18 protein-coding genes and 1 tRNA gene are annotated in these 21,010 nt (G+C 48.6%); 13 read left to right on the top strand and 6 right to left on the bottom strand.

Annotation, left to right across the window (positions count from 1 at the left end; genetic code table 11):
- The first annotated feature begins 44 nt into the window (after positions 1–44).
- Complete coding sequence (locus tag AAX04_RS01445) at positions 45–2,171, top strand: glycoside hydrolase family 3 N-terminal domain-containing protein (protein WP_066793044.1); 2,127 nt, start codon at positions 45–47, stop codon at positions 2,169–2,171.
- Between the two features lie 73 nt (positions 2,172–2,244).
- On the opposite strand, the gene AAX04_RS01440 is transcribed toward AAX04_RS01445, so the two are convergent.
- Positions 2,245–3,270 (bottom strand): aldo/keto reductase, encoded by a 1,026-nt coding sequence (locus tag AAX04_RS01440; RefSeq protein ID WP_066793042.1) that lies wholly within the window; start codon positions 3,268–3,270, stop codon positions 2,245–2,247.
- 144 nt (positions 3,271–3,414) lie between these two features.
- Between AAX04_RS01440 and trpA the strand changes: the two genes are divergently transcribed.
- From trpA to AAX04_RS01410, 6 genes are read left to right on the top strand one after another with little or no spacing between them, the layout of a single operon-like run.
- Positions 3,415–4,143 (top strand): tryptophan synthase subunit alpha, encoded by a 729-nt coding sequence (gene trpA / locus AAX04_RS01435; protein ID WP_066793039.1) that lies wholly within the window; start codon positions 3,415–3,417, stop codon positions 4,141–4,143.
- The gene (locus tag AAX04_RS01430) at positions 4,140–5,384 is read left to right on the top strand and encodes a TrpB-like pyridoxal phosphate-dependent enzyme (protein WP_066793037.1); all 1,245 of its coding nucleotides are present in this window, start codon (positions 4,140–4,142) and stop codon (positions 5,382–5,384) included. Before trpA ends, AAX04_RS01430 begins: the two co-directional genes overlap by 4 nt.
- Positions 5,385–6,404, top strand: a complete 1,020-nt coding sequence (gene trpD / locus AAX04_RS01425) for an anthranilate phosphoribosyltransferase (protein ID WP_066793035.1) — start codon at positions 5,385–5,387, stop codon at positions 6,402–6,404.
- Positions 6,391–7,032: a hypothetical protein gene (locus AAX04_RS01420; protein ID WP_066793034.1), complete on the top strand. Its 642-nt coding sequence runs from the start codon at positions 6,391–6,393 to the stop codon at positions 7,030–7,032. The genes trpD and AAX04_RS01420 overlap by 14 nt, the downstream gene beginning before the upstream one ends.
- Positions 7,016–8,281 (top strand): anthranilate synthase component I family protein, encoded by a 1,266-nt coding sequence (locus tag AAX04_RS01415; RefSeq protein ID WP_066793033.1) that lies wholly within the window; start codon positions 7,016–7,018, stop codon positions 8,279–8,281. The genes AAX04_RS01420 and AAX04_RS01415 overlap by 17 nt, the downstream gene beginning before the upstream one ends.
- Positions 8,274–8,864 carry an aminodeoxychorismate/anthranilate synthase component II gene (locus AAX04_RS01410; RefSeq protein ID WP_066793032.1) on the top strand — a complete coding sequence of 197 codons (591 nt, stop codon included), beginning with the start codon at positions 8,274–8,276 and terminating at the stop codon, positions 8,862–8,864. The genes AAX04_RS01415 and AAX04_RS01410 overlap by 8 nt, the downstream gene beginning before the upstream one ends.
- A gap of 127 nt (positions 8,865–8,991) precedes the next feature.
- On the opposite strand, the gene AAX04_RS01405 is transcribed toward AAX04_RS01410, so the two are convergent.
- Positions 8,992–10,341, bottom strand: a complete 1,350-nt coding sequence (locus AAX04_RS01405) for a glycosyltransferase family 39 protein (RefSeq protein WP_066793031.1) — start codon at positions 10,339–10,341, stop codon at positions 8,992–8,994.
- A gap of 109 nt (positions 10,342–10,450) precedes the next feature.
- On the opposite strand from AAX04_RS01405, the gene AAX04_RS01400 reads away from it, so the two are divergent.
- The 4 genes from AAX04_RS01400 to AAX04_RS01385 all read left to right on the top strand — a co-directional run bounded on the left by AAX04_RS01400 (position 10,451) and on the right by AAX04_RS01385 (position 12,897).
- A complete protein-coding gene (locus AAX04_RS01400; RefSeq protein ID WP_066793028.1) occupies positions 10,451–11,632 on the top strand; it encodes a DegT/DnrJ/EryC1/StrS aminotransferase family protein in 1,182 nt (393 codons plus the stop codon).
- A gap of 68 nt (positions 11,633–11,700) precedes the next feature.
- Positions 11,701–12,198 carry an adenosine-specific kinase gene (locus AAX04_RS01395; RefSeq protein ID WP_066793026.1) on the top strand — a complete coding sequence of 166 codons (498 nt, stop codon included), beginning with the start codon at positions 11,701–11,703 and terminating at the stop codon, positions 12,196–12,198.
- Positions 12,199–12,204: 6 nt separating this feature from the next.
- Positions 12,205–12,609, top strand: coding sequence for a hypothetical protein (locus tag AAX04_RS01390; RefSeq protein WP_066793024.1), 405 nt, complete (start codon positions 12,205–12,207; stop codon positions 12,607–12,609).
- Between the two features lie 200 nt (positions 12,610–12,809).
- Positions 12,810–12,897: transfer RNA gene (locus AAX04_RS01385), tRNA-Leu, on the top strand.
- A 116-nt stretch (positions 12,898–13,013) separates the two neighbouring features.
- Here AAX04_RS01385 and AAX04_RS01380 read toward each other — a convergent pair.
- From AAX04_RS01380 to AAX04_RS01370, 3 genes are all read right to left on the bottom strand, one after another.
- Entirely contained in the window at positions 13,014–13,703 is a 690-nt protein-coding gene (locus tag AAX04_RS01380) for an MBL fold metallo-hydrolase (RefSeq protein WP_066793021.1), read from the bottom strand.
- Between the two features lie 84 nt (positions 13,704–13,787).
- The gene (locus AAX04_RS01375; RefSeq protein ID WP_066793097.1) at positions 13,788–15,668 is read right to left on the bottom strand and encodes a phosphoenolpyruvate carboxykinase (GTP); all 1,881 of its coding nucleotides are present in this window, start codon (positions 15,666–15,668) and stop codon (positions 13,788–13,790) included.
- A 286-nt stretch (positions 15,669–15,954) separates the two neighbouring features.
- Positions 15,955–17,358, bottom strand: a complete 1,404-nt coding sequence (locus AAX04_RS01370; RefSeq protein WP_066793017.1) for an MFS transporter — start codon at positions 17,356–17,358, stop codon at positions 15,955–15,957.
- A 105-nt stretch (positions 17,359–17,463) separates the two neighbouring features.
- Here AAX04_RS01370 and AAX04_RS01365 point away from each other — a divergent pair, with 105 nt between their 5' ends.
- Positions 17,464–18,210, top strand: coding sequence for an ABC transporter ATP-binding protein (locus AAX04_RS01365; RefSeq protein WP_066793015.1), 747 nt, complete (start codon positions 17,464–17,466; stop codon positions 18,208–18,210).
- Positions 18,207–19,691 (top strand): hypothetical protein, encoded by a 1,485-nt coding sequence (locus tag AAX04_RS01360; RefSeq protein WP_156519637.1) that lies wholly within the window; start codon positions 18,207–18,209, stop codon positions 19,689–19,691. The genes AAX04_RS01365 and AAX04_RS01360 overlap by 4 nt, the downstream gene beginning before the upstream one ends.
- 218 nt (positions 19,692–19,909) lie before the next feature.
- On the opposite strand, the gene AAX04_RS01355 is transcribed toward AAX04_RS01360, so the two are convergent.
- The gene (locus AAX04_RS01355; protein ID WP_238377752.1) at positions 19,910–21,010 is read right to left on the bottom strand and encodes a transposase; all 1,101 of its coding nucleotides are present in this window, start codon (positions 21,008–21,010) and stop codon (positions 19,910–19,912) included.

Raw genomic sequence — 21,010 nt, 5'->3', positions numbered from 1 at the left:
GTCCCATGTAATGCTTAATAACTCTTAAACCCGCTGACTACCTAATGAGCGTTGATATATCCAGCCTTAGCCTTGAGGATAAGGTTAAACTTCTAGCCGGCATAGGGTGCTTCGGAGCTGGGTGCTCCAGGAGGGTTCCTGGGGCTGCGGGAGAGACTAGGACTGTGGGTGGCCTACCAGCCATAGTCATGACCGATGGGCCGTCCGGCATTAGGGTTGAGCCAAACCCATTCAGGCGGTGGCCGGCGACAGCATTTCCAGTACCCACTATGCTGGCCTCGACCTGGAACCCTGAGCTGGTTGAGGCCGTGGGTAGGGCCATGGGGGAGGAAGCTAGGGATTACGGTATTGATGTCTTCCTAGCCCCGGGAATGAATATCCATAGGCACCCACTCTGCGGTAGGAATTTCGAGTACTTCTCAGAGGACCCATTGTTAACGGGCAAGATAGCCGCAGCATACATTAGGGGTGTTCAATCCGTTGGTGTTGGGGCCACCGCCAAGCACTTCGTAGCCAATGACCAGGAGACCAATAGGCACGTAATAGACACCATAGTTGATGAGAGAGCCTTAAGGGAGATTTACCTTAAACCCTTCGAGATAGTGGTTAAGGAGGCAAGGCCCTGGGCCATAATGAGCTCCTACAATAAGCTCAACGGTAAGTACACGTCCCAGAACCCATGGCTACTAACCAAGGTGCTTAGGGAGGAGTGGGGGTTTGATGGGGTCGTCATGAGTGACTGGGGTGCTGGGGATAACCCCATCGAGCAGGTTAAGGCAGGCAATGACCTGATAATGCCAGGCGGCGATAACGTTGTCTCAAGGCTGATGGACGCCGTTAAGAGGGGTGAGTTAAGCGAGGATGAGGTTAATAGGAGTGCTGCCAGGGTTATTGAGCTGGTTAAGAGGTCGCTCACGTACAAGGGTCATAAGCCAAGCAACACACCCAACCTAAGCGAACACGCTAAGGTTGCCTATGAGGCGGCGGCCGAGGGCATAGTGCTACTTAAGAATGCAAGGGAAACCCTACCCCTAAGGCCTGGCACAAGGGTGGCGTTGTTCGGTACTGGGCAGGTTGAAACAATGAGGGGTGGCTTGGGGAGTGGGCATACCCACCCCAACCACTTCATCAACATACTTGATGGATTGAGGGGAAGCGAGCTTAAGGTTGATGAGGAATTGTCATCAATCTATGTTAATTACGTTAAGGAGAGGAGAGGTGAAGATTACCTATGCGCACTGTACTACGAGGAGGCCTATGCAGAGCCCCTACAACAGGACATATTGACTGAGGGGCAGGTTGGTGAATTCGCCAGGCGCAACGACGTGGCCATTATAGTCATCAGCAGGACCTCGGGGGAGGGTTGGGATAGGAAGGCTGTTAAAGGTGACTACTACTTAACTGATAGTGAGCGTAGGCTGATTGAAATGGTTTCAAGGCAATTCCACGCCCTTGGTAAGGGGGTTGTTGCAATATTGAATATACCCGCGCCTATTGAGGTTGCCACCTGGAGAGACCTAGTTGACGCAATACTACTCGTCTGGCTACCTGGGCAGGAGGCTGGCAGGGTTATTGCCGACGCCCTGGTGGGTAAGGTTAACCCTTCAGGTAAGCTACCTACAACGTTCCCGAGGGACTGGAGTGATGTACCAGCCGCCAAGTCCGCTGAGTGCTACCCAGGGGTACCCCAGGATAACCCGAGGGCTGTTAGGTACTGTGAGGGCATTTACGTGGGTTACCGCTACTACGACAAGTACAACGTTGAGCCGGCCTACGAATTCGGCTTTGGGCTATCCTACACTAGGTTCGAGTATAGGAACCTAACCGTGGCTAAGAGCGAAGATATAGTTAAGGTGTCCTTTGACGTGGTTAACGTGGGCAAGTACCCTGGTAAGGAGGTTGCCCAGGTTTACGTTAAGGCGCCGCAGGGCACTGTTGATAAGCCGATCCAGGAGTTGAAGGCCTTCAGGAAGACTAGGCTACTTAACCCAGGTGAGGCTGAGCGCATAGAATTGACTATTAATGTTAAGGATTTGGCCAGTTTCAATGCGTCAAGGGGATTGTGGATTGTGGATGCTGGTGAGTACGAGGTTAGGGTTGGATCATCGTCAAGGGACATACACCTAACAGGTAGGTTCACAGTGGATAAAACCATTGAGTTTAAGCCGTAGCGGCATGTTAATGCTTAACGCTGTAGAATTTTAAATACTCAGTAACACTCAACCGCATTCCCATGTATCGTCTTCACTGAGCCTTTAAGGCCTCCTCAATCCTGTTGAAGTCGTCTTGGCTAAGTTTTACGTTTAGGCTTCCTAAATTGTCCTCAAGCTGCTCCATCCTTGTAACCCCTATTATAGGTATTATTGTTACGCCCAGCCTCTCCTGCATGCCTATTAACCAGGCCAGTGAGACTTGACTCAACGTAGCCCCCTTGGACTTGGCTATCTCATTAAGCTCAAGCAACACCCTGAGGTTCCTATCGTTGAAGTACCCTTGGAGTCCACTTGATATTACCGCTCTTGAGTCACTTGGGGTTGACCACTTTCTGTTGTTGAAGTCCACGTATTTTCCCGTTAGTACACCTTGGGCTAGTGGGGAGTAGGCTAGTATTGCCATTCCGTATCTTTTGGCTACGGGTATCTTATCCCTCTCAATATCCCTGACCAGTATGTTGTATATCTCCTGCATTGTTGTGAAGGGTTCTAGGTTGTGCCTCTCAGCTAACTCCATGAACTCAACAATGTCGTGGGCTGGGTGATTACTCTCACCAATATAATTAACGAGACCCCACTCAATAAGCTCATTAAGAGCCCTTAGGGTTTCGATCTTAGGTGTATCTGGGTCTGGCCAGTGGATTTGGTATAGGTCCACGTAGCTTGTCCCAAGCCTCTTCAGTGATTCCCTAATCTGCCACCTAATGTGCTTCCTCGACAACCCCTCACCATTAGGCCAAGGAGCCATCTGACCCCTAACCTTAGTGGCAAGTACCACGGACTCCCTGTCCACCGTCTTTAAGAATTGGCCCACCACGCGCTCAGCGTTACCAACATGATTCAGGTCCACCGGTGCCATTGCTCCATGGTACCTATTCGCCGTATCTATGCAGTTAACACCCTCATCATAAGCCTTCCTCATCACCTTAACCGCGGTATCAACATCAACCCTACGAACCCCAAACTCATCAACTGAGTCAAGCCTTGGTAGGTACCATGTGCCGAGGCAGAACTGGGAGACCTTAACCCCAGACCAACCAAGCTTAACATACTGCATAATTGAGTGCACTGGGGCTTGTTTAAAAATATTTCAAGGTTTAATGAGCCATCGTTGACCGCTTACGCTGAATTATATAGCTGGGAAATGCTTAAAAATAGACTACTGATAACCTAAGCCTATGAGCGGTGAAGCTAGGCTCCAATGGGCATAAGCAGGCCCTCCTTGGGCCTATACCTAACGGCAACGTACCCGAGCATTAGGCATTTCATAGAGGTCCTTAATGGTGTAAGGGGACTCGTGGACTTCCTTGAAATAGGCATACCCACTGGTAACCCTAAGTACGATGGCCCCGTTATTAGGGTTACGCACCACGGCGCCGAGCTTAAGGGTCTTGAGGCTGTTAAAGTTGTTGATGACTACGGTAGGTATAGTAGGGTGCCGGTCCTAATGGGTTACGTGGCTGATTACGTTGATTCGCTTAACGAGACTGCATCAGTGGCTAGGTCTGTTAATGCCGTGTCCATACTCTTCCCTGACCTAATATTCGACTACCCTGAATTAATCGATAGGTATGTTGAGGTTATGGTGAGTAATGGGTTGAGGCCAAGCTTCTTCATATCAAGCAAGACACCCTACAAGTTGGTTAAGAGACTCAGTGAATATAACCCACTATTCATCTACCTAGGCCTATACGCGGCCACGGGCATTAAGCTACCTATCTACGTTGAGCAGAACGTTACAACGATTAGGGGCATTATTGGTGATACGTTCCTAGTTGTTGGCTTCGCCGTGAATAACCCTGATATGGTTAAGTCGCTCATTAAGGCTGGGGCTGATGGGGTTGTGGTTGGGACAGCCTTCATTCAAAGGATGAGTAACCTTGAGTCGGCTCTAAGCCTCCTCAAGTGGCTGAGGGGTGGTTTACCATGACCAATGTGCCAACCCACTGGTACAACATAGCCGTTGACCTACCTAAACCACTACCACCACCCATGGATCCATATGAGGGTGAGTCCAGGATAACCCTACTGAACAGGATAATGCCCAGTGAACTCCTACACCAGGAGTTCACCGCGCTGCAGTACGTCCCAATACCAGAGGAGGTTAGGGACATTTACGCAAGGCTTGGTAGGCCCACGCCACTGAGGAGGGCTAGGGGCCTTGAGAGGCTCATTGGTAATGGAGTTAAGATATATTACAAGTTCGAGGGTGCATTACCAGGTGGATCACATAAGTTGAATACGGCCGTCCCCCAGGTTTACTATGCGTTTAGGGATGGGGCTAAGGAAGTTGCCACTGAGACTGGGGCTGGACAGTGGGGCTTAGCCGTTTCAATAGCGGCAGCCCTAATTGGGGTTAAGGCAACAGTATTCATGACTAAGAGCTCCTTCATGAGTAAGAGGCAGAGGGTCCTCTTCATGAGGACCTACGGGGCCACGGTCTACCCAAGCCCAAGCGAGGTTACTAAGTACGGCATTGAGGCCCTTAAGGCTAACCCAAACCACCCAGGTAGCCTTGGCCTAGCCATAAGCGAGGCCATTGACTACACGCTTCAGGGTGAGGGTAGGAGGTACATACCGGGTAGTGTTCTTGAATTTGTCCTAATGCACCAGACGGTGATTGGGCAGGAGGCCATTGAGCAAATCCCGGAGGAGCCTGACCTAGTGGTTGGCTGCGTTGGTGGTGGCAGCAACTTCGCGGGGTTAACGTACCCATTCATAGGGGCTAAGCTGAGGGGTGAGGGCTTCGAGGGGACTAGGTTCCTAGCCGTTGAGTCTAAGGCGGCCCCCAAGTTGACCCAGGGTAGGTACGAGTACGACTTCCCGGATTCAGGGGGGTTACTGCCAATGATAAGGATGCTGACCCTTGGACACAACTACGTACCACCCCCAAGCCACGCCGCCGGGTTAAGGTACCATGGGGCGGCCCCAAGCCTATCACTACTGGTTAGGGAGGGTATCGTTGAGGCTAGGGCCTACACGCAGGAGGAGGCGCTTGAGGCCGGTGTGATGTTTGCGAGGAGTGAGGGTATTGTACCCGCCCCAGAGTCCTCCCACGCAATAAGGGCGGTTATCGATGAGGCGAGGAGAATGCCTAAGGGAAGTGTGATATTGTTCAACCTATCTGGCCATGGGTTACTTGACCCAGACGCCTACGAGAGGGTGAGTTGAGTGAGGCCCATCCTGGAGAAGCTGGCTAGGGGGATTGGGTTAAGCCTTGAGGAGGCCTACAACGCGGCATTAATGATACTTAGGGCGGAGACCAGTGAGGCTGAGGTGGCTGCGTTGCTAATGGGGCTTAGGGTTAAGGGTGAGGCAGCCCAGGAGGTGGCTGGGTTTGCTAAGGCGCTTAGGGACACTTGCCTAAGAATACCCGTAAACGACCCTTATGTCGTTGACACGGCTGGCACGGGGGGTGATGGGTTAAGGACCATGAACGTGTCCACCGTGGCTGCACTACTGGCGGCTTACCTGGGCGTTAAGGTGCTTAAGCATGGCAACAGGAGCGTGTCCTCATCATCAGGTAGTGCCGACTTCCTGGAGGCGCTTGGCTTTAACATAAACATTCAACCAGAACTCGCCATCGCCATGGTTAATAGGTACAGGTTCGCCTTCGCCTTCGCCCCAATGTACCACCCAGCCATGAAGAACGTCATGCCTGTCAGGAGAAAGCTAGGCATAAGGACAATATTCAACCTAATAGGCCCATTAGCCAACCCAGGTCTTGTTAGGAGACAGGTCCTAGGTGTCTCTGAGCCAGGGATCATGAGCGTGATGGCTGAGGCAGCCGGCTTCATAGGCTATGACCACTTAGTCCTGGTTCACGGTGAACCAGGCATAGATGAGGTGTCGGTCTTCGGGAGAACCACGGTGTATGAGGTTAAGGACGGCTCAGCGGACAAGTACACCATAGAACCCTCAGACCTGGGGCTAAGGTTACATGACCTACGTGACGTAGTTGTCTCAAGCCCAGTTGAGAGTATTGAGAAGGCTAGGAGGGGTTTAATGGGGGTTGATAAGGCTGCCCTAGACTTCATAGGCGCCAATACGGCTATGGCGCTCTACGTGGCTGGTAAGGTTAAGGATCCTAGGGATGGTGTTGAAGCAGTATTGCAAGTCACTGATAACCCAGACGGATTCTGGGCCTATGTTAATGAGGTCGCAGCGGTGAGTAGGGGTGGTTCTGCTTAAGGTGTGTGGCCTAACCAGGAGGATTGACGTGGAGTTCATCGATAAGTACGCTGACTACGCAGGCTTCATAATCCACTCAGACACCCCAACCCCCAGGTTAGTTAATCTTAGAGACGCCATCGACATGGCTGGATCACTCTCGAGGGCTAGACCAGTGGCGGTGATTAAGGGCCTTAGCCTAGGTGAGGCAATGAACCTGGCGGCTAAGGCAGGCTTCCCAGTGCTCCAATTCCACGGGCCAATCAATGCCGACCTCATAACCAGTGAATACGGCAATGTTAACGTGGCGCCCGTCGTGGAGTACACTAATGATTCACAGGTCATTGAAACCGTTAAGACATACCTAACGTTAGGCAACGTTGAGTACGTGCTGGTTGACGCACCCAAGGTCGGTTATATGGTCTTTGAGCATGGGTTAAAGATACCACTAAGCATTATAACGAAGATCGCTGGCCTGGGTAAGGCTGGCGTTGCCGGTGGTATTGGGCCAGGTAACATTAGGCTTGTCGTTAAGTATAGGCCTTACCTGATTGACGTCAACTCTGGGGTTGAGTCAAAGCCAGGTGTTAAGGATTGGGGGCTGGTGATGCAGGTGGCCAGGGTGGTTAAGGGTGAAGGTGCCGCTTGACGAGTTACCCAAACCAAGGGAGTTAACTAGGTTAATGCTTGATAAGGGTGAGGATTACGTGACGCTACTTGAGAGTGGGCCAGGTTTCCCGGAGAGGTCTAGGTACACGGTGGTTACCTGGGGTGTTAGGGATGTTTTAAAGTTGGATGCCGGTGATGACCTTTACGATGAGCTTAAGTTCCTCTATAGGAGGTTGGGTAGGTTTGAGGATGGTGAATTGGCTGTGGGCTACTTATCCTACGATGCAGTCGCGTCCATTGAACCATACCTAGCCGCATTAATTAAGGGGAGTGATTGGCCCCAGGCAGAGTTCATAATACCTCAGAACGTGGTCATATACGACTACTTCCTGGGTAGGGCATACGTCAAGGGTGAGCTGCCCAGGGGAGGCTTAGGTGATGCAGGTGGTTTCGAGGTGGCTGGGTTAATCAGCGCCACGGATCCGGTTAAATACATGGATTGGGTTTCAAAGGCCTTAATGGATATTGAGAATGGTGAGGTTTTTCAAGTCGTCCTATCTAGGTATGAGGAGTATAGCTTCAGGGGGGATTTAATGACGCTTTACGGGAGGCTTGCCGACCTAAACCCATCACCCTACATGTACCTAATGAAGGTTAAGGATAGGTACATAATAGGCACAAGCCCCGAACTACTGGTCAAGGTTGATGGCTTGAGGGTTGAGACCCACCCAATAGCTGGAACTAGGCCTAGGGGTAGGGACCCGAGGGATGATATTAGGCTTGAGGAGGAGCTCCTATCAAGCATTAAGGATAGGGCGGAGCACGTGATGCTCGTTGACCTGGCCAGGAACGATATAGGTAAGGTGTGCGTCTTCGGGAGTGTTAAGGTTAAGGAGCTCTACGCCGTGGAGAAGTATCAAAGCGTCCAACACCTGGTATCAAGGGTTGAGGGGACATTGAGCAGGGGTAATGACATTGTGGATGCCCTAGTGGCCACATTCCCAGCCGGCACAGTAACCGGAGCCCCAAAGCCCAGGGCAATGGAGCTGATAGCCAAGTACGAGGACTCACCTAGGGGGCCCTACGCTGGGGCGTTGGGCATAATGCACGGTGGAGGTGGGGAGTTCGCAATAATCATAAGGAGCATGTTCACGAGGGGAAGTACCGTTAGGATTCAGGCGGGGGCTGGCATAGTGTATGATTCAAAACCCGAGTTGGAGCTCATGGAGACTGAGCATAAGTTAGGCAGCCTTAAGGCTGCCATGGGCCTGGGTGGTGGGCATGGTTGACGTAACCGTGATCATAGATAACTATGACTCCTTCGTCTACAACATAGCCCAGTACATTGGTGAGTTGGGCAGTAGGCCGCTGGTCTTCAGGAATGATGAGGTTAGCGTTAAGGCCATTGAGAGGATTAGACCGGATAGGATAATAATATCCCCAGGTCCAGGTAGCCCAACGAACCCGAGGGATGTGGGTGTGTCAAGGGATGTTGTAAGGTACTTCAGCAACAAAGTCCCCATCCTAGGCATCTGCCTAGGTCACCAGTTAATAGGACACGTCTTCGGGGCATCGATAAGGAGGGCTAAGGTTATTAAGCACGGCAAGACAAGTGTAATCAGGAGGGTTAAACCAACACCAATACTCACCGGCCTACCTGACGAATTCGAAGGCATGAGGTATCACAGCCTCGTTGTGGATAACCCACCTGAGTCACTCATGGTAACCGCCATTTCCAAAGATGATAATGAAATAATGGGTATTCAACACGTGGAGTACCCAGTCTTTGGAGTTCAATTCCACCCCGAGAGCATAGGAACCCAATACGGGATTAGAATACTCAAGAACTTCCTAGACAACGTAGGGCTTTAACATGGTTATTCACAAGGACTAGGAGGGATTCAGATGAGCGATCTTCATCGAAGTGGTAGAAACGTAAGGAGGGCACCCCTAAGACCTCAATAATCCTCAAATAATTTGAGAATTTAGGTTAGGTTGTTTATGCGATTGATATGATTAGGGAGTGTAGTATCCTCCACTGTACTGATATTCCGTAGGCTACCCCTGCTATGGCACCTAGTATTATCCAAATCTTTGCCTTAGGCTTAGCCCTACTCATGGCTAGGACTAAGGTTAGTGGTACGAGGGCTGCGAACTGCATGGTGTAGTAGCTGTACAGGGTTGTGTCCCCTAGGAAGTAGATTAGCCAGAAGCCAAGCCAAATGGTTAATAGGGTTACGGGTATGGATAATTCATTAATGTTAACTTCATTAAACAACCTACCCTTAACGTGGGGTTCGATAAGCATCACCGAGTAGGCTAGGGCAACCAGGTAGGCGCCTGGTAGTCCCATTGCGTACAGTGGTGGCGTTACGTTGTTGACGAAGGAGTCAATGCCTATCAACCAGTCAAGCGGATTGGAGGCAACAGGCCCCGGCGGCCTTGGCTCAGTGAACCACTTAAGGTAGAAGAAGACGTCAGAGATGTAATTGTGGATGCCACCCACCAGGTAAACTATGGGTAGTTGAGGGATGATGAACACTATGAAGGCTATGGCCAGGTAGGCTAGCCCCCAGATCCCATTCCTCCTATAAGTCTCCAGGTAAGCCCCCGAGAAAACCGTGAATGCACCTGGGTACTTGCTAGCCACCGCTAGGCCACTGGCTATGGCCGATGAGGTGTACCTACCAGTGAAGTATAGGTAAACCGTTAAGAGTGTGAAGAAGCCCACGTAGATGTCTAGAAGGGCTATTATCCCAACATCCCTAAAGGTCGCATCCATTAGCAATGTAACCGCTGCCAGTGATGCATAGGCAACATTACCGTTACTGAGCCTTAGGGCTATGTAATAGACGAGAATGAGCATCAGCACTGATAGGACCATGCTTGGGACCCTCCAGCTGACTGGCTTATCACCCAGGAGCAGCATTGAAAGCACCATGAAGTACTTGCCAAACCACGGGTGCTCAATGTTTAGGTAGGTCACTATGCTCTGCTTATCCGGGTAATAGTACCCAAACCTAACTATGCAGGATGGGTTATCAAGTAGGTTCCTTAACTGGGTGTAGGTTACGTTGCTGTACCATGCCATTAAGTAGTCCTTGTAGTAAATGGATGGTGATGCGCTGGTTACGTTGCATGGTGGTGATGGGGCCACTGTCACGCCGTACCCAGCAATGTACCTGCCTAACCCAACCTCATTAATGAAGTTCCTTGCCGCCGATACGTACCAAATCTCATCACTGGTGTAGGAGTTGAGGTGGGGTTGTATTGCAACTAGGTAAAGCGTGAAGACCACCAACACAACAACCAGGGGCAGCCATCTCCATAGTGAGTTAAGCTTAGCCATGATGATGGGCTTAACCTGAGCCTTAATAATTATTTTTCCAATACCGCCAAGGTCCCATTGTTAACTGGGCTTAGGTTGTAGCTTAAAAACCTACCCAAGACCCTTAACCATGCCCAACGGTGAGAGAGTCCTCAGGTTTAGGCCATGGATAACTGAGGACGATGCTAAGGTTGTGGTTGATGCGCTGATGAGTGGTAACTTAGTTTCACCCTACGGCAAGTATGGTAAGTTGCTTGAGGGTGAATTAGCCAAGTACCTGAATGTTAAGTATGCGTTAGCAGTTTCGAGCGGAACTACCGCCCTTCACCTAGCCCTCAAGGCAATTGGTGTTGGACCTGGTGACGAGGTCATTGTACCAGCCTTCACGTTCCTGGCCACGGCATCCTCAGTACTCCATTCAAATGCAGTACCGGTGTTCGCAGACATCTCGCTGGAAACCCTTGGGCTCGATCCGGCCAGTGTTGAGGGTAAGATTACTGATAGGACCAAGGCAATAATAGTGGTTCACCTAGCCGGTATGCCTGCTGAAATGGATGGGTTAATTAAGGTTGCCAGGGAGCACAACCTATACCTAATCGAGGACACTGCGCAGGCCCTTGGCGCAATCTATAGGGGTGTTAAGGTTGGTGCCCTGGGTGACCTGGGTACATTCAGCTTCTACCCGACTAAGACCATAACGAGTAGTGAGGGTGGGGCAGTATCGACAAACTCGGATGAATTAGCCAGTAGGGTTAGGCTGCTTAGGAGTCATGGTGAAACCGGTAAGTACTATTATGAGGAGCTTGGCTACAATTACAGGATGGGTGAGTTGCAGGCTGCACTTGGCTACTCCCAACTCCTCAGGATTGAGGAGATTATTAGGAGGAAGGAGGCCTTCGCAAGGGTCCTCACGGAGGAGCTGAGTAGCCTTGATAATGACTTGTTAATTTTACCCAAGCCCAAGCCCTATGTTAGGCATGCATGGCACATATACCAAATCCTACTAACAGACAGGGTTGGGAAGCCTAGGGATAGGGTTGCTGAGGAGCTTAGGGCTAGGGGGCTTGAGGCAGTCACCGTGGCTTACCCGATACCACTTTATGAGACGCCTCTCTTCACTAAAATGATTGGGCATGGTAAGGGTTGCCCATGGTCATGCCCATTCTATGGTAGGAAAATTGAATACAAGCCATTACCCAACACTGAGGAGGCCACAAGGAGGGTTTTGGGCATATTGGTTTCACCCCACTTCACTGAGGATGATGCCTCATACGCCGCTAAGATAATTAAGGAAACCCTAACTAAGCAATGACCATTACACTGGCGCACGGCTGCATTGCAAGGGCCTAATGCTTAAATCCCTCAACCCCACTGGCCCCTATGAGCATTAGGTTTGAGGTTGTGGATGTTAAGTACCCACCCAACTCAAACGTGATAATAGGGTACTCCCACTTCATAATGACGGTTGAGGATCTTTACGAAGCCCTAGTCACATCAGTACCGGGGATTAAGTTTGGGTTAGCGTTCTGTGAGGCCAGTGGGAAGAGGCTTATTAGGCATGAGGGCAATGATGAGGAGCTCAGGAACGCTGCAATAGACCTATGCTCAAAAATAGCTGCAGGCCACGTCTTCGTCATATTCATAAGGAACGCCTACCCCATAAACGTCCTAAACGCCATTAAGAACGTAAGGGAGGTCACCAGGATACTGGCCGCCACCGGTAACCCACTCTCCATAATAGTGGCTGAGATAGCCCCAGAACGTAGGGGTGTGATTGGGGTCGTTGACGGGCACTCACCCCTAGGCGTCGAGGGGCCTGAGGACGCTAAGGAGCGTAAGGAGATTGTGAGGAAGTTCGGCTACAAGGTATCGCTTTAAGTAAACATGTCAACCTGCGATGAGGTTTACTGGGACTTGAGGAGCATCATTGAGGTGGTTTGCGGTCCATTATCAATGCTGAGGAGGGTTAAGGGAATTACGGCAATCGATGACGTGGCTGTTCACGTGGACGACGTGGATAAGGTACCTGAAGATATCGGTGTCTTTAAGGTGGGGGTTGTTGGGTTCTCGAATAGGGCAATCTACGTGGGTGGACTCCCACACATAAGCCTAGAGGACTACGTAGCCTCAATACCCCTGAATAGGGAGGAGTACACCAGGCTACTGAGTAACTTTAACCTAGGGAACCTAAACATACCACTAACCCTTAGGCTGGCGGAGGAGGCGGGGACACTGAAGGAGGTGGACAGGTTGCTTAGAGCGTATGGGATAAACCTACAACCGGAGTAGTTACCCACCTCCCCTATTGCGGAGAGTTAGCTGTTTCAGCGTGTTCGTAGAGATTATCATAGGGCAGCTAAGGTTTAACTAATGGACCAACCCTTAAAGGGTTCATACCAGCCCAAGGAACAAGGTTTAAACCAACTTAAGTTGTTCATGTAGTTTGTGAGGGAAGCCTTATAAGCCCTCAAAGTAATATGCCCACTCAAGCGGGGGTGCCCGAGCTTGGTCAAAGGGGGCGGGTTGAGGTCCCGTTGGCGTAGGCCTGCGTGGGTTCAAATCCCACCCCCCGCACCATGTACTTTTGTGCTCCAAATTGTTACCTACGTAGTGAGTTTATGGTGAGAATTACGTTGAATCATTAAGCTGACTTTTATACTATGGAGGATCTCCTAGGATTTCCATTAATTAAATCAGATGAGCGGCAGGTTCAATCTAGTTCCTGTCTTAACTTCACAATACTTATCGGGGTATCTTGATGCTACATATTGCCTAGCTTCCCTTCCTGAACAATGAGCTGGACAAACATACCTTGAGTAATTTGCGGTGATATCAAGTTGATGCTTTGATGGATTATGAAAACCACCAATGACTAGGTAAACCTCACCGTACAGCTCATGAACTCTCCTCGCAATGTTATCAATACCGGGATGTGAACACCCAACAATCAAAACCATACCATGGTTATTAAGCCTAATGGCAAGGGCATGCTCATTAACACCCATACCTCTCATAACGCCTGTTGTGCCTGCATCCCTTAGTATTTCCGTGGGCTTTACCGTTGTAATGGGTGTTAGACCCCAGCCCCTCAACACCTCGTCATCCTCAGGTACATAAACCATTAACCCCCTCTTAACCTCGCCCACATACTTAAAGCCACCGTAATGGTCTGCATGGTAGTGGCTGAGGAAAGCCACATTGACTTTACTCAAGTCGATACCTAAAGATGCTGCATTATTCTCAATAACCCTAGGCTCTGTATCTGCATCATAGAGTATTGACCACCTCTCAGTCTCTACGTAAACACTCCATCCCCAATCGCTTAATAGTGGTGGGTTGGGTTCATTATCATTGATGACTACTAACCTCACCCACTTAACCACAGCATCTAGGTGCCTATTAATGCTTTATAAGCATATACATACCGGTGATGCTGAGTTAGGATCGCATTGATTACGCATTGGCACCTAGTACTCAAATTTTAATGGTGGTATTGGATCACCATATAGTCTCCCTGCCTCAATTAGCCTTTGTCTCTGCTCCTCAAGTACCTCAAATAATTTTCTCGGCGTTGTTGACACCTCTGAGTATATCTTCCATACCCTCTCTATCTTATTAAGGAGCCTCCCAACCCTTATCGCGAATTGCCTATTGTAATCCTCAAGCCCATAATCCCTACCGAGAACATTATGGAATAGCCTCCTCAAGTCCTCGTACCTCGGCACATAACCTATCGGCGTTTTTACGGCACCAACCTCATTATGTATCCTCCTCTCCATCCACTGGAGCCAAACCCTCTTATCCTCCTTACTATTTAAGAATCTGCCCTGCTCATCCCTAAGGAAGTAATTAACACCAAATATCCTCGGCGGATTCTTCAAGTTTTCGCCAAACTTTAGGTAATTAGTTATATAAATGCCTAGGTCAACTGAAAGGAAGTCTAGGTTAGCCATTGGGTTAAACTCCCTTTCCCCAGTCTTACCTATTACTGCAGCTGTCCTCTCCGACTCTATGGATGCCGCTATGGTCACTACACCATGGTCCCAATTAAAGGATTCAAAGACAGGCACCCAAGTATCTGGATCCCTACCGCCAAATATTAAACCACCAACTACTACTCCATTGGGATCGTCATACCTAGGATCCAGGTTCCTGAAGGCCTTCAGTGATACCGTGAACCTGGCATTGGGGTGAGATGGCGGTATTGGATTACCCTTATCGTCAGTCTTACCTTTCCACCACTTACCCGTGTAGTTGATACCCCTCTCAGGCACGGGTTCCCCCTTACCATTCCAGTAAACGTCACCGTCCTCGGTAATTAGGACATTCGAGAATATGACCTCGCCGGGTTTCGTAAGGACCTCATAGATTAATGGGTCATCAATTAGGTTGATACCTTCGATTATGCCGAAAACCCCAGCCTCAGGATTCACGGCCCTGACCTCACCATTGATATTCCTTAAGAATGCCAAGTCATCACCTATTAATCTACCAAGCATTGCTGTGGAGGTCTTACCAGACATGGATGGGAATGCGCCTGTGAAGTACGTAGCTCTGCCTCCAGGGCCCTCAACACCTATTATGAACATGTGCTCGCTAAGCCAACCCTCCTCCATAGCCCTCTTAATCGTTAGCCTAAGCGCTAACTTCTTCAAACCTATGCTGTTGCCGCCATACTGCGTATTCACAGAGTATACTGTTTCACCAGGTAGGTCTATGTATATCCTCCTCTGCTTAATGTTCCTACTTTGCCCCATCTCATTTAATTCCCCCTGGGAGTGAATAAACCTTAGAAATCTAACCCTCTCACCTTGCCTAACAAACTCATCATAGGCAGGTCTATACAGAATGTTCTCGCTATGCATTACATAATAAGAGTCCGTTACTTGAACTGCCAATATACTGAAGGGTGAACCCTTTGGGCCAAGTGAGTAAAAGCCAACCAACATCTCCTTACCCTTCATTACACCGCTGAGTAATGAAAACATTTCCCTGAGACCTTCATCACGATCCTTTGTCCTTATGAACGGCAACCTTTGACTACCCGGTAGTAGTATTGCTGTGTCTTCACGGGCCCTTGCCTGATCAAAAGGGCTATCAAAATGGACAGTATGCCCAGGAGTTTTGAGAGGTATTTCCTCGCCTGTTTCTATAGCTCTCCTCCTAATGTACTCTAGATCCTCAGGACTACCTGTGGATATAAATACGGAGGAAGGCTTACAGAGATCTGTAACCCAGGCTATGAATTTATGGAGATCGTGGTTTCTTATCCTCATTAACCTTTGGTACATTTCATAGCTCATACTACTGTGGAGCACATAGTCAACATCGTCTATCTCATGATTCATTAGTTTATCACCCACTTTCACCATGGTTAATTACCCTACTTCGTTACCATTATCAATTATACTCATAAATAAATTCAGCAATCGTCGATTAAGTTAAAATAAGATGAATGTGATATATCAACATCCGCATGATGGATGCGACAATAATGTTTAACTCAGTATATCACTCATCTGCTTCAAGTTCTCATAATAAGTCATATTCATATACAGTTACTTTCATCATAATGTATGTTGAGTTCATTTTGCAAAGTCAGCATATTTTAATCATACGCCGACCATAGGGTCATTATCTCTCACGTAGTAGTGACGTATATACTCCCAGGAAGCTTAGGGCTGCGGCAACCATTAACGTTACCCTGAGTCCATCAATGAACGCTTGGTAAACAGTTACCTTAACCATCGGAACCCCTGTGAATAGGTATAGCACCGCGTACTTACCTAGGTACTTAGTTAATATGGAGCCTGCTATAGCGATGCTAAGTAACTGCCCAGTGAACCTCATGGTTCCTAAAACACCTGACGCAACACCATACTTATCCCTGCTCACCGAGCTCATCACTGAATTCGTGTTTGGTGCCGAGAATAAGCCGAAGCCTATACCCAGTGTGGATAGGGCAATTAATATGTTAGTTATACTTCTTATGTTGAGTGTGAGGAGTAGTATGAAGGATAAGCCAATTAGGCCCATGCCCAGTGCCGCTATTTCCCTTGAACCATACACATCAGATAACCTACCGCTCACCGGCGATAGGATAACCATGAAAATCGGTTCCAATACTAATATTAAACCGGCCTCGAAGGGGTTATAACCTAGGATCACTTGCAGGTAGAGTGAGAAGATGAATGGTACAAAGTAGGTACTTATGTAGTTCAACAGAGCAGTCACGTTACCGGCCATGAAGGAGACGTTACCAGTGAATAACCTTAAGTCAAGCATCGGGTACTTAACCCTACCCTCCAGCAGTATAAAGACTATTAACGAGACTACGCCTACCATGAGTAGGTAGGCGTAATTTAACCATCCATTTAATGAGGACAATATGAGGTACATTACTATTGAAATTAAGGCTAGGGAGAACGTGAGGGCGCCAATGGTATCCAGGGATTCACCACGCCTGGCAACCTCGATGCTCCTCATGGATGCGTAGGACACGGCTAAACCAATCAACGAGAGCATGGTGCTAATCAGCAGTATGTACCTCCAACCCAGGAATTGGGTGATAATGCCACCTAGGAATGGCGCCGATGTTAAACCAATGTAAACCGCCATGGCATTAATACCCAGTGCAAACCCCCTCTCACCCTCAGGGAAGACTTGGCTCACTATGGCGGTTGAACTTGGGGATAAGATGGCTGAGCCAAGGCCCATTATAAACGATGCAGCGATTAAAAGGTATATACTAGTTGATAGGGCACCCATTAATGAACCAATGGTGAATACCACAAGGCCAACCCTGAAGATACCCACCCTACCGTATATGTCGGCAATCCTACCCAGCAGAATCATTAGGGTCGGTAATGGTATTAGGTAAACCACTGGCATGTAGATTAAGGTGTACAGTGAGGCATGGAAAAACCTACCAAGCACAGGAATGATAAATGATAGAACAGTTGAGTTGTACGGGGTTTGAAAGGCTGCTAGGGAGGTTGTGAGCAGTATTAGGCGCTTAATACCCTTACTTAACGCCATAAACCCGGAACCAGCTTAACCCAAATAAGCATTAAGCTAAGGTTCCTTCTTCCGGTGATAGGTAATACCGGAAGGCTTAAAAATGAGGAATGGCGACATGAGCTAATGAATGATGGTTACGCACTTAAGGTTGAGAGGCTTACCGTTAGGTATGGTGATAAGGTTGCCGTTAAGGGTCTAAGCTTCATGGTTAATAATGGTGAGGTTTACTGCCTCTTAGGCCCCAATGGGGCTGGTAAGACGTCGACCATAAAGGCGATACTGGGCTTAGTTAAGTATGAGGGTTTAATAGACATACTAGGCCTAGGGCAACCCTCCCCAAGTGTCATGAATAACATTGGTGTGGTCATGGAGACACCGGTGGTTTTAGAGGCGTTAACACCCAGGGAGTTCCTGGAATTTCTAGGTTCTGTTAGGGGTATTTTCAATGCCAGGAGGGCTGAGGCGCTCATCGACGCCTTTGAATTGAGGGAATACCTAGACACGCCCATAGCCGCCCTCTCAGCTGGTAATAGGCAGAAGGTGGCTATAGTGGCGGCGCTGCTTCATGAACCAAGGCTACTACTTCTCGATGAACCATTCAACTTCCTTGACGTTAAGTCCGTTAGGGTGTTTAAGGAGATTATGCAGAGGCATATTGAGTCAGGGGGCTCTATATTATTCTCGACTCATATAATGGAGGTTGCCGAGAGAGTGTGCAATAGGATAGGCATACTGAATGAGGGTGATTTAATAACCGAAGGGACGCTGAGTGAGATTAAGGAGAGGGCTAAGGCCGGTACTCTTGAGGATGCATTCCTTAAGGCCATTCACGCCGATGAGGAGATTAAGGCGATACTCGAGGGTTTATGAACATGGTTAGTGCCCATAAATTAGCCTCCGTACTTTACAGAGAGTTGTCCTACCAGGGGTATACTGCATCTAGGATAAGTGGTTTAAGGCCGATGGACGTTAGGAGGGCTATTAGGGCTGCTAGGTACAATAAACTTGTCATAAGTGTGTTAATGGGTTTCTACATAGGTCTAATGGGGACTGTACCCTACGTGCTTAAGAAGCCAGGCCTAAGCCTAATTGAGACCTTAGTGACCTCATTCTTCATGGTGTTTGCATCATCAATAAACGTAGTTTTCTCACTGCAGAGCACAGACCATATTAAAGGACTACTGGCCACATTACCCCTGGAGCTTAGGTTGACTAGAAGGGCCTTAACACTATCCCTATACATGACCATGGACTTACCCATTTACGTCTCAATCACCGCATCCATGGCCCTATCCATAGTAATGGGTGGTGTACCCTATCCACTTATAGGTACACTTGAGGGAATACCCTTAGGCATCATTGCATCAATGGGCTTCATATTAATCGCTGAGAGGACCCTTAGGAATCCAATTAGTGGTAATGTTGTTAAGGCTTTAGCCCTAGCCCCAATAATACTCGCATCAATGGCGATGGGGTATGTTGTTAACGTGAACCCAAGTGAACTCAACCCAGCCTTATCACTTGCACCTGTGGTTGGTGGATTATTCATAACTGGGTTAGGTGCTCCACTTTATGTGACGATAATGTACATTACCCTTTTCTCAGCGCTGGCCTATGTAATGCTTCAAAGGGCTAGTAATAGGCTATTTGAGTCAACCGTACAGGTTCAAGCCATTAGGGTTAAGGCACCTGGAGTCTTTAGGATTAGGAATCCGTTAATGGCGCTGATCAGGGTTGATTTAACTCAGTCCTTCAGGTCGAGGATGGCTGCGCTATGGGCCCTTCCAATAGGTTACTGGTTAATCACAGTGTTAACAACAATTATAAGTGGTACTAAGTTAAACCCCATGTTAATGTTAACTTACACCATGGAGTTAAGCCTGCTAACCGCCTTCATACCCTACGCCTTATACATGAGCGAGTTGAGGGGTGCCGTGGTATTTAGGCTACTGCCAATATCACCAATCAGAAACCTGATTAGTAAACTAACTATGACCTTAATAGCATACTACATAGCCACCGCACCAATGATGATTATAGCGCTGTTTTACAAGCTGCCGCTAAGCCTTCAAGTACCCATATTACTGGCCTTTGGCCCACCAATAGCCGCCACGGCAGTCATGGCCATTTTATTTGAGGAATCCATAAGTGAAGGTGCTGTACCATCAACACTCACCATGTTTGTTTATGCCCTAATAGTAATGCTTGTTGAGGGTCTACCCACTGCCTCACTATTTGTGGCTCAGATGCTCATAGGTGGCTATGTAATACCAGCCCTCGTAATGCTCATAATATCAATGATCGAATTCGCAGTGGCGCTGGTAATACTAGCCAGGTTAAGTAGGCATTAAACCCTACGGCTAGTGTAACCCACCATCCAAGATGAGGTAACCAGTGAGCATTAAGCCGGCTTCAACGTTCAGAATACCCTGCTAATCCAACCTAGCCTGTACCCTAACTCTGATCATCTTGCCCAGCTGGTTTACCCTAATGAAGTAATTATTACCTTTAAAGGTATCTAATGCAGCATCCACTAACCATGTTAGGGTATCTGACCTCCTCCCCGCCCTTAAGGGTGGGGGTTCCCTGAGGTCTCAGGGGTTACACCCCTTTTTACGGGTGCTACTTTGTTGTGGTCTACGATGAAGGAGAGTGGCTTCTTTATGACTAAGGGTGTTTTGCCTGTTGCCTTCTTCATTATGTTTAAGGCTCCGTTTAGGTCTGAGTGGAGCTTGTGTCCTTTAGGGCAGTGGGCTACTCCTCTTGGTTGTCTCTTTACTTCGACGTTGTGGTAGGCGCAGTACCTTGAGGTGTTGTACTCGATGACTATAAACACCCTCATGCCGTACTCCTGTGCCTTCAACTCAATGGCCTCCATGAGTTTTCTGTAAGTCCACATGTTCACTGTGAACTTATTGCCCTTCTGCTGAGCGATATTGAATGGGTAACCCAGATATATTGTTGAGACTCCTAGTTCGTGGAGTTGCATCAATAAGTGAGAAGCAAAATTCCTGTATAGGTGCAACAACCTCCTCCTCAACTTCCCGTACAGTCTTCTCATTTCGTGGTTCAACTCATCGATTGCGTCACTCAGCAATTTACCCTTGAGTGCGTCCCTAAGGGATTGAATCCTCGAAATCAACCTCTGCATGTAGAAGTAATCCTCCTTTGCTCTTATGCCCTTGTAGAGTAACCAAGTGCCGTCATCAACAACCACGCTGGCTAGGTTGTTAATGCCTAAGTCGATGGATGCAGCCTTATTACCTTTAGGTGATTTAATTTGAATCAACCTCCTCTCACCCTTAACAATGTGCTTGCTTTTCCTTCCAGTCCTCGCCTCCTCAACACCAACCTCCACTGGTATGCATGCATACCATGCTCCTTTGGATTCATCGTAGTGTATCTCAAGCCTACCCTGCTTACCAAACCACCTAAGCCTACCTATGAACTTCACTTCAAGGTTAAAGTCCTTGAGGATAATAACACGTCTCTGCTCATCCACTACATACCTATCCTGCCTAACAACGAGTATTAACCTCCTCCTACCAGTTGCCTCATCCTTCCAGTAGCCGGGTGATGAAACACGCCTCATGAAGGGTGATAGTTTACCCTCCCTCTTCATGTTGAGGAGGGTGAAAAAAGAGTTCCAAGCCTCATTACTCTTCTGCAT

The organism is Caldivirga sp. MU80 (genome assembly GCF_001663375.1).
Classification (GTDB): domain Archaea; phylum Thermoproteota; class Thermoprotei; order Thermoproteales; family Thermocladiaceae; genus Caldivirga.
The sequence above is the reverse complement of the archived record's forward strand: the minus strand, read 5'-3'. Positions and strand labels throughout refer to the sequence as shown.